This window comes from Phenylobacterium sp. (assembly GCF_036264965.1).
GTDB lineage: Bacteria > Pseudomonadota > Alphaproteobacteria > Caulobacterales > Caulobacteraceae > Phenylobacterium.
This window is the reverse complement of sequence record NZ_DATAPY010000163.1, coordinates 1-8,949: the sequence shown is the minus strand read 5'-3', so window position 1 is coordinate 8,949 and position 8,949 is coordinate 1. Positions and strand designations below refer to the sequence as shown.

Here is an 8,949-nt window from a genome sequence, read left to right as displayed (position 1 = left end):
GGTAACCGGCCCCGCGCACGGTCTGCAGCATCGGCCGCTCGAAGCCCTTGTCGATCTTGGACCGCAGCCGCGAGATGTGGACGTCGATGACGTTGGTCTGGGGATCGAAGTGGTACTCCCAGACCCGCTCCAGCAGCATGGTGCGGGTCACCGACTGGCCGGCGTGGCGCATCAGGAACTCGAGCAGCTGGAACTCGCGCGGCTGCAGGTCGATCTCCTGACCCTTGCGGCGCACTTCGCGGCCGATCAGGTCCATCTCCAGCTCGCCGACGCGGAGCAGGGTCTGCACCGAGCCGGTCTCGCGGCGGCGGGCCGGCGCCTCGACCCGGGCGATCAGCTCGGCGAAGGCGTAGGGTTTGACCAGATAGTCGTCACCGCCGGCCTTCAGGCCCTCGACTCGGTGACTGATCTCTCCCAGCGCCGAGAGGAACAGCACCGGGGTCTGGTCGCCCTCGCGCCGGATGGTCTCGATCAGCTGAACGCCATTCATCTTCGGCATCATCCGGTCGACGATCAGCACGTCGAACTCCCCGTCGCGGGCGGCGGTGAGGCCTTCCTCGCCGTCGGCGGCGCGGGTGCAGGCGTTGCCCGCCTCGGTCAGCCCCCGCTCCATAGCGTCGGCCGCTTCAAGGTCGTCTTCGACGATCAGGATCCGCATTGTTCGTTCCGCCCCCTAGACCCTGTCCGATCTGACTTGATCCAAGTCAGATAAACAGGGTCGTCGTCTATATCTGGAGCCCTTCTTATCCACTCAGGTTGATCCAACCTGAGTGGGAAGGGCTCTGGAACGTCTGCCCTAGCCGGCGATCTTGATGGCCAGGAAGGTGGTGCGGCCCTGCCGGAAGATGCCCAGCAGCACCGCCGTACGGTTGGCCTTCTTAGCAACGTCCACAGCCGCGGACACGTCGGCGGCGGTGGCCACCGGATGGCCGCCGGCCTGGACGATGATGTCGCCCCGGTGCAGGGCCTTTTGGGCGGCGTCGGAGTTCTGGTCGAGGCTCTCGACCACCACGCCCTTCACCTCCGGCGGCGCGTTCAGCCGCCGGCGGGTGACGTCGTCCAGCGGGCCGAGCGCCATGCCCAGCACCGACGGGTGCGGCGCCGGCGGGGCGGTCGGATTGCCCTTGTCCACGCCGCCGGGGGTGTTGTCGTTGGAGGCCAGGTCCTTTTCCGACGGGCGGATGCCGGACTTGATCTCGATCGGCCGGTGCTTGCCCTCGCGGATGACGTCCAGCTTGATCGTGTCGCCGGGCTGGGCCTTGGCGACTTCACGGGTCAGCTCGGTCGAGGTCTTGATGGCCACGCCGTTGACGGACACCACCACATCGCCGGGCGCGAGGCCCGCCTTGGCGGACGGGCCGTTGGCCACCGTGTCGGAGACGATGGCGCCCTTCTGCGCGCCGAGCCCTTGAGCTTCGGCCATGTCCGGCGTGAAGTTCTGGATCGTCGCCCCGATGTAGCCCCGTTGGATCTTGCCGCCGGTGATCAGCTTCTTGGTCACCGCGTCGGCCACCTCGGCGGGGATGGCGAAGCCGATGCCCACCGAGCCGCCCGAGGGCGAGAAGATCGCCGTGTTCACCCCGATCACCCGGCCATAGATGTCGAAGGTCGGGCCGCCGGAGTTGCCCCGGTTGATGGGGGCGTCGATCTGGATGTAGTCGACGAAGTTGTCGCCGATGTCGCGCCCGTAGGCGCTGATGATCCCGGCCGTGGCCGTGCCGCCCAGGCCGAAGGGGTTGCCCACCGCGATCACCCAGTCGCCGACGCGCGGCTTGCCGGCGTTCTCGAAGTTCACGAACGGGAAGTTGTTGCGCCCGCCCTTGACCTTGATCACCGCCAGGTCGGAGGGCTCGTCGCGGCCGACCACGACGGCGTCGAGCTCGGTCTCGTCCTTCAGCACCACCTTGATGCTCTCGGCGTTCTCGACCACGTGGTTGTTGGTGACGATGTAGCCGTCGGCCGAGATGAAGAAGCCGGAACCGGCCGACTGTTGGGTGGGAAGCTTCGGCTGGCCCTTTTCGGTCCGTCCGCCGCCGCCGTTGCCGCCCCCATTGCCCCCTGGAGGCGGGCCGCCCTCTTCGTCGTCGCCGCCGCCCTGGCCGCCGCGCGGCTGCAGGTCGAAGGGGAAGTTCTCGAAACCCGGGATGCGGCGGAGCGCGCTGGCGTCGGGACGGCTGGTCACGTTGATCGACACCACGGCCGGGGAAACCCGGTCGAAGATGTCGGCGAAGGACATCGGCGCGCCCGGCGGCGGGGCGAAGATCGGCGCCGTCGAGGCCTTGATCAGATGGGCCTGTCCGTCGGCGTGGGCCATCGGCAATCGCATGCCTGCACCCGCGACCGCGGCGGCCATGACGCCGGCGCCGGCGATCGCGCCCAGGAAATAACCCGTCTTCTTGGAGGTCATATGACTTCTGTTTCCCTCTGGCGCCGTCGGTGGAAGGACCGCCGCACCCGTAAACCTAGGTTCGATGCATCAGAGCGCAACACCGCTCAAGTTACCTTTAAGACAGCCTGCCTCAGCCAATCCGCCTGTTGTAGGGCGCAATCATGTCAGGCGGGATCGGTTTCTGACAGCCGCCGCACACGTTCGGCCTCCTGCGGAGACAGTTCGGCGTCGCCCGACCGGTTCCGAAGGCGGGTGAAAAGCAGGCCTGCCCCCAGAATGACCACCAGGAAGGGCGCGCCCCACAGCGCCACGTTCATCCACGAGAACCGTGGGGTCAGCAGCACGAACTCGCCATAGCGGTCGGTGAGGAAGCGCTTCACCTCGGCGTCGCTGTGGCCGGCCTTGACCTGTTCGCGCACCACCTTGCGCAGGTCGGCGGCGAGCTCGGCCTCCGAGTCGTCGATGGATTCGTTCTGGCAGACGAGGCAGCGCACGTCCTGCATGATCGCCCGCGCGCGCGCCTCCTGGGCGGGATCGGGCAGGCGGTCGGCAGGGTCGGCCGCGGCGGCCAGGCAGAGCACGCCGGCGAAGATCGCCGCCAGGGCCTGCAGGCGCCTCACGCCGGCTGTTCCTGCGCCGGCGTCGCGGGAGGCTCGACCGCCGCGGCCGCGCGTCGCCGCGCCACGCCCAGGCGCATCCGCCGGTCGGAGAGCGAGGTCAGACCGCCGAGCGCCATGATCACCGGACCCAGGAAGATCAGGCTGGCCCAGGGGTTCCAGTAGGCGCGGATCAGCCAGACCGGCGTCCCGTCCGGCGCCTTCCGCCGTTCACCCAGCACCATGTAAAGGTGCGAGGCGCCGCGGTAGCAGAGCGCGATCCCGGAAATCGTCTGGCCGCCGGCCGGGTAGAAGCGCCGGTCGGGCTCGCCCGTGCAGACCTCGGCGCCGGCCTTGGTCACCCGGATCATCGCCCGCTCGGAATCGTAGTTCGGGCCCTCGACCGGGCGCACGGTCTCCAGCGTCAGATGATAGGCGCCGACGTCCAGTGAGCGGCCCAGCGCCAGGGTCTCGGCCGCCTCGCTCTTCCAGCCCAGTTCGGCGCAGGCGCCCAGCACGAAGACGCCCAGGCCGAGGTGCGCCAGCGTCATGCCCCAGGCGCCGCGCGGCAGGCCGGTCAGCCTGCGCCAGCTATCCGCCGCCGGGACCCGGAAGGCCCGCGTGCGCTCGACCAGTTCAGTCACGGCGCCGGCCACAAGCCAGACGCCCAGCGCGATTCCCAGCGCCCCGAACGCCTTCCTCGGGCTGACCAGGGCGTAGGCCCCCAGGCCGCAGGCCAGCGCGATCAGCGCGGCGGCCCACAGCCGCTGGCCGACGCCCTGCAGATCGCCGCGTTTCCAAGCCAGCAGCGGGCCCGCCGGCAGGATGATCGCCAGCGCCCCCATCAGCGGACCGAAGGTCCAGTTGAAATAGCCCGGCCCGACGGAGATGGGCGTGCCCATGGCCTCGCGGATCAGCGGGAAGAGGGTCCCGAACATCACCGTCGTCGTGGCCGCGGCCAGCAGGATGTTGTTCATCACTAGGGCGCTCTCGCGGCTGATCGGGGCGAAGAGGCCGCCCTGCGTCAGCTTCGGCGCGCGCCACGCGAAAAGCGCAAAGGCCGACCCCGCCGTGACGCCCAGGATGATCAGCAGCAGCACCCCGCGCTTGGGATCGACGGCGAAGGCGTGGACCGAGGTCAGCACGCCGGAGCGCACCAGGAAGGCCCCCAGCATGGAGAAGGTGAAGGCCCCGATCGCCAGGAACAGGCTCCAGCCCGCCAACGCGCCGCGCTTCTCGGTGACGATGGCCGAGTGCAGCAGCGCCGTGGCGATCAGCCAGGGCATGAAGGAGGCGTTCTCCACCGGGTCCCAGAACCACCAGCCGCCCCAGCCGAGCTCGTAGTAGGCCCAGAAGGCGCCGAGCGTGATGCCGACGGTGAGGAAGCTCCACGCAGCCAGCGCCCAGGGCCGCACCCAGCGCGCCCAGGCCGCGTCGACCCGGCCCTCGATCAGCGCCGCGACGGCCAGGGAAAAGACCACCGACATGCCGACGTAGCCCGAGTAGAGGAACGGCGGGTGGATCGCCAGCGCCGGGTCCTGCAGCAGCGGGTTCAGCGAATGGCCCTCCACCGGCGGCTGGGCGATCCGCACCAGCGGGTTGGAGGCGAAGACCGTATAGGCCAGGAACACCGTCCCCAGCGCCCCTTGGGTGGCCACCATCAGGGCCTTCAGCCCCCGCGGCAGGCCGCGCCCCAGCGTCGCCGCCGCTGCGCCATAGCCGGTGAGGATCAGGCACCAGAGCAGGATCGAGCCCTCGTGGCTGCCCCACGTCCCGGCCACCTTGTAGAGCAGCGGCTTTTCGGTGTGGGAGTTGGCGGCCACGTTGGCCACCGAGAAGTCCGAGGTCACGAAGGCGTGGACCAGGCAGGCGAAGGCGATAGCCACGCTGGCGAAGGACGCGACCGCGGCCCCCTCGCCAGCCGCCGCGAGAACGGCGGAGCGCTTCACCCGCGCGACCGCCGAGAGCCCCAGCTGGGCGATGGCGAAGGCGAGCGCCAGGGTGAGCGCGAAGGATCCGAACTCTGCGATCATGTGCTGGGCTGCGCCTTCGCATAGTCCGGCGTCGAGCCGTCGCCGCGCCACTCGCCCTGGGCCTTGAGCGCCTTCTCGAGGTCGGGCGGCATGTACTTTTCGTCGTGCTTGGCCAGCACCTGCTTGGCCTCGAAGACCCCGTCCTGGCGGAAGGCGCCGACCGCCACCACGCCCTGGCCTTCGCGGAACAGATCCGGCAGGTCGCCCTGGAAACTCACCTTGCTGGCCGCGGTGCGGTCGGCGACGACGAAGTCCACGCGGCCGTCGGAATGCTTGGCGACGCTGCCCATCCGCACCATCCCGCCCAGCTGCACTGAACGCCCGGGCGGCGGATGCGCCGCGGCGGCCTGGCTCGGCGTGTAGAAGAACGAGATCGACCCGCGCAGGCCCCAAAGCGTCAGGCCGAGCGCCAGCGCCAGCACCGGGGCGATGGCCGCCACCAGGGTCAGGCGGCGGCGGGCTTTCGGGGATTTGGGCAGCCAGCTCATTTCATAGGCTCCGTGGCCGCGGCCTTGGCGAGCGCGTCCAACACATCGGGCTTTCCGGCGTAGCGGGCGCGGGCCGATTTCAGCGCCGCGTCGCGCTTGTCGGTGTCGCCGAGCACCGCGTAGGCCTTGACCAGCTGCACCCAGCCGGCCGGGTCGTCAGGGCTCTGTTGCAGGCGCGCAGCGAGCCCGGCCACCATGCCCCGCACCGCGGTCATCTGGTCGCCGGAGAGGCCCTGCGGCGCGGCGGCCAGCGGCGGCGGGGCCTGGCCCTCGGCCTGGGCGATGGCGGCCTGCAGGTCGCCGCGGCGCGGATCGGCGGGAGACATGTCGGCCAGCAGGGCGCGCCAGTCGGCCACGCCGCCGGGCTTGTCGCCGGCCTTGATCTTCGCCCGCGCCAGGTGGAAGCGCGCCGCGACGTTCCTGGGATCGAGCTGGACCGTGTGGGTGAAGGCGTCGACGGCGTCGTCGGTCAGGTCGCCATTGGCGGTGAACACCTCCGCCTCGCCCAGCATTTCCCACAGGTCCGCGCGTTGCGGCGCGAGCTGCACGGCGTGCTTCAGGGCGCGCACGGCGCCGGCGGGGTTGCTCGACGCGCCCTCGGCCAGGGCCAGGAAGCGGTAGCCCTCCGGATCGTTGGGCCGCTCCTTGGTGAGCTTGTTCAGCACCGCGGCCATCTCCGCCGGGTGCAGGGTCTCAGGATTGGCCTGCCGCCACGCCGCCAGCCGCGCCGCGAACGGCTGATCGCCGAGGCCCGGCGAGCCGACGACCAGGTAGGCGGCCAGCGCCAGGGCTGGCGCGGCTACGGCGACCGCCAGGATCGCAGTGCGATGGGATGTCGTGGACCAGGTCTCGACCGGCGCGTCGGCCGCCGCCAGCAGGCGGCGGCCGGCCTCGGCCTCGGCGGTGCGGCGCTCCTCGGCCCCGATCAGGCCGCGGTCGGCCAGGTCGCCGATCTCGGCGAGCTGACGGCGATAGAACATCGACGTCGTGTCGGCGGCCTGCCCATGCGCGGCGGCCTGGGCGGCGCGGAACATCAACAGGATGGCCGCCGCGGCGGACAGGGCTCCGGCGGCGACCCAGAAGGCGATCATGCGGCGCGTGTAGCCGAAAGCGCAGGCCAGCGCGAGTGCGTCATCAACGCTCGCACGCTCGGGCGAAGCTAGGCGTCGAGGACGACGGTATTGTCCGGCGGCGCGCAGGCGCGGGCGGCGCGGCGGCGCACCAGTTCAGCCGCCTTCTCGTCGCGGATCAGCGCCAGCACGTCGGCGGCCACCGCCAGGAAGGCTCCGCCGATGGCCGGCTCGGCGTGGCCGACCCGCACAATGTCCAGCACCTCCTCGATATAGTGGTCGATGAAGGCGCCCAGCTTCTCGATGACCTTGGTGTGCATGGCCGAGAAGCCGCCATAGTTGGCGCAGAAGCGAATCTCGTGGGTGAAGCTCAGCAAGGTGATGGCGCGGCGCACCGCCTTCGGGTCCGGCGGCTCGTCCAGCTTGGGACCGGACTTGCGCGGGCGGGAAAAGCCCGAGGAGTGGTTCGGCAGCGCCATGGCGGTCAGCTTCTCGGCGTCGCGCAGGCAGCCTTCCACCAAACTCGCCAGGGCCTTCTTCTGGCCGACGATCCGATGACCCCAGCCGTGCTCGCGGTTGAGCTCGATGCAGACCTCCAGCTCGAAGGTCTGCCGGGTGATCAGCTCGACCCGGCGCGCGGCCTCGCGGCCCGCCTCGCGGCCGCCGTCCAGGTCCAGCTTGCTGATCGCCTTCAGGGACTCGTCGATGTCGGCCATCACCCGTTCGGGGAACCCGCCCAGTTCGGACTCGGCCAGATAGCGTTCGGTGGGCTTGTCCATGATCGCCGAGATGATCCGCAGGACCATCCAGGGCGGATCGAGCTGGCTGGCCAGCATCTCGAAGAAGCGTGGGCCCGCATCCTCGGCGACGGCCACCGCGTCCTTGTAGGCGAGGCGCGCCGGCGCGCTGGTTTCGTCGCCGGTCTGGGCGACCCAGTCTCCCAGCCGTGGCAGCGTCTTGCGCACGATCGGCCCGATGTCGAGGCAGGCGGCGAAGGCCTCCGCGCCACCCGGCCGCACACGCTCGCAGAGCTCCGCCGCGGTCCTGAATTCGCGGACGCCTGCGGTCCGCAAGCCCTCGGCGGCCAGAGCCAGCAGGACGTTGAACGCCGGCCCGGGGTCCGGCACGCGCTGCCCAGCCGCCTCGGCTGCGGCCATCGCCGCCGAGACCTTGAGCGCCGCCGCAATTTCACTGGGCGCCGAGGCCTTCAGGCCCCGCCAGACGAAGGTCAGGGCCTGGGCCGGGAAGGTCAGCTTGTGGCTGTCATCGCCGCCGGCGACGCAGAGCGGCGTCACGGGCTGAAAGATGGTGTTGCGCAACATCCGGTCGACCGCCTCGACCTCCACCAGCTGACGCACGCTGGCCAGCACGCTGTCGCCGACGCTTTCGGCCAGGGCCAGCCGCAGACCGCCCACGATGCGGTCCGGCGCAGATTCCACCAGCGTCTTGACGATTGCGATCTTGCGGTCGGACAGGGCGACCATCAGCAGCTCCGGTCACGGAACGCAGTTCCGTCAATGACATACCATGCCGCCCAGCGGGTTAAGGTTGTCCGAAGGTCAGCGGAATCAAGCCTCTGCACGTGGCAGGTCGGCCTCCAGCTTCAACCCGCCCAACGCTGAATCCGACAGGGTCAGGGACCCGCCATAGGCCCGCGCCAGCTCGTCGATGATCGACAGGCCCAGCCCCGACCCGGGGGCGCTTTCGTCAAGCCGCGTTCCGCGCTGGACGACCTCCGCGCGGCGATCCGGCGGAAGGCCCTGGCCGTCGTCTTCAACGAGGAGACGGAAGCGTTCGGGGCTGATGTCGTCGGCCCGCACGCGCACCTTCGTACGCCCCCATTTGCAGGCGTTTTCGATGGCGTTGCCGGCGATCTCCAGCAGGTCCTGCCGCTCGCCTAGGAAGAACAATTCCTCGTCGGCGTCCCAGTCGATGGCGACGCCCTTGTCGCGGTAGATCCGGCCCAGGGTCCGCGACAGTTCGTCCAGCACCTCGGCGACCGAGGTGCGCTCTCCCTGGCCCTGGGTTCGGGCCGCGGCGCGGGCGCGGCGCAGGTGGTGGTCCACCTGCTTCTGCATGGCGTCGGCCTGCCGCTCGACCACCTCGGCCAGGGGCCCGGGCCGCTGGCTGGCCTCGGTGATCATCACCGAGATCGGGGTCTTCAGCGCATGCGCCAGGTTGCCGACGTGGGTGCGCTGGCGCTCCACAACCTCCTGGTTGTGGGCGAAGAGCGCGTTCATCTCCTGGGCCAGGGGCGCGATCTCCCGCGGATAGACGCCCGTCAGCCTGGGCGCCTTGCCCTTGCGCACGCCGGCGATCTCCAGCAGGTCCTGCCGCTCGCCTAGGAAGAACAATTCCTCGTCGGCGTCCCAG

At 70.3% G+C, this 8,949-nt stretch carries 8 protein-coding genes; all 8 read right to left on the bottom strand.

Annotated features, from left to right (window positions below; translation table 11 throughout):
- Positions 1–658 (bottom strand): response regulator transcription factor (locus tag VHS75_RS21415; RefSeq protein ID WP_329640655.1); only part of this gene is annotated, 658 nt, incomplete at its 3' end.
- Positions 659–796: 138 nt separating this feature from the next.
- The gene (locus tag VHS75_RS21410; RefSeq protein WP_329640654.1) at positions 797–2,407 is read right to left on the bottom strand and encodes a Do family serine endopeptidase; all 1,611 of its coding nucleotides are present in this window, start codon (positions 2,405–2,407) and stop codon (positions 797–799) included.
- Between the two features lie 146 nt (positions 2,408–2,553).
- Positions 2,554–3,009, bottom strand: a complete 456-nt coding sequence (locus VHS75_RS21405; protein ID WP_329640653.1) for a cytochrome c-type biogenesis protein — start codon at positions 3,007–3,009, stop codon at positions 2,554–2,556.
- A complete protein-coding gene (locus VHS75_RS21400; RefSeq protein ID WP_329640652.1) occupies positions 3,006–5,018 on the bottom strand; it encodes a heme lyase CcmF/NrfE family subunit in 2,013 nt (670 codons plus the stop codon). Before VHS75_RS21400 ends, VHS75_RS21405 begins: the two co-directional genes overlap by 4 nt.
- Positions 5,015–5,506, bottom strand: coding sequence for a cytochrome c maturation protein CcmE (ccmE, locus tag VHS75_RS21395; protein ID WP_329640651.1), 492 nt, complete (start codon positions 5,504–5,506; stop codon positions 5,015–5,017). The genes VHS75_RS21400 and ccmE overlap by 4 nt, the downstream gene beginning before the upstream one ends.
- Positions 5,503–6,597, bottom strand: a complete 1,095-nt coding sequence (gene ccmI, locus VHS75_RS21390; RefSeq protein ID WP_329640650.1) for a c-type cytochrome biogenesis protein CcmI — start codon at positions 6,595–6,597, stop codon at positions 5,503–5,505. Before ccmI ends, ccmE begins: the two co-directional genes overlap by 4 nt.
- Positions 6,598–6,665: 68 nt before the next feature.
- Positions 6,666–8,060, bottom strand: coding sequence for a hypothetical protein (locus VHS75_RS21385; protein WP_329640649.1), 1,395 nt, complete (start codon positions 8,058–8,060; stop codon positions 6,666–6,668).
- An 84-nt stretch (positions 8,061–8,144) separates the two neighbouring features.
- On the bottom strand, positions 8,145–8,949 hold an 805-nt coding region (locus VHS75_RS21380), incomplete at its 5' end, for an ATP-binding protein (RefSeq protein WP_329640648.1).

Bases quoted from the DNA above. Each gene is read 5' to 3' on its own strand.
- VHS75_RS21410 (WP_329640654.1), bottom strand. From the start codon at position 2,407: ATGACCTCCAAGAAGACGGGTTATTTCCTGGGCGCGATCGCCGGCGCC.
- VHS75_RS21400 (WP_329640652.1), bottom strand. From the start codon at position 5,018: ATGATCGCAGAGTTCGGATCCTTCGCGCTCACCCTGGCGCTCGCCTTC.
- ccmE (WP_329640651.1), bottom strand. From the start codon at position 5,506: ATGAGCTGGCTGCCCAAATCCCCGAAAGCCCGCCGCCGCCTGACCCTG.
- ccmI (WP_329640650.1), bottom strand. From the start codon at position 6,597: ATGATCGCCTTCTGGGTCGCCGCCGGAGCCCTGTCCGCCGCGGCGGCC.
- VHS75_RS21385 (WP_329640649.1), bottom strand. From the start codon at position 8,060: ATGGTCGCCCTGTCCGACCGCAAGATCGCAATCGTCAAGACGCTGGTG.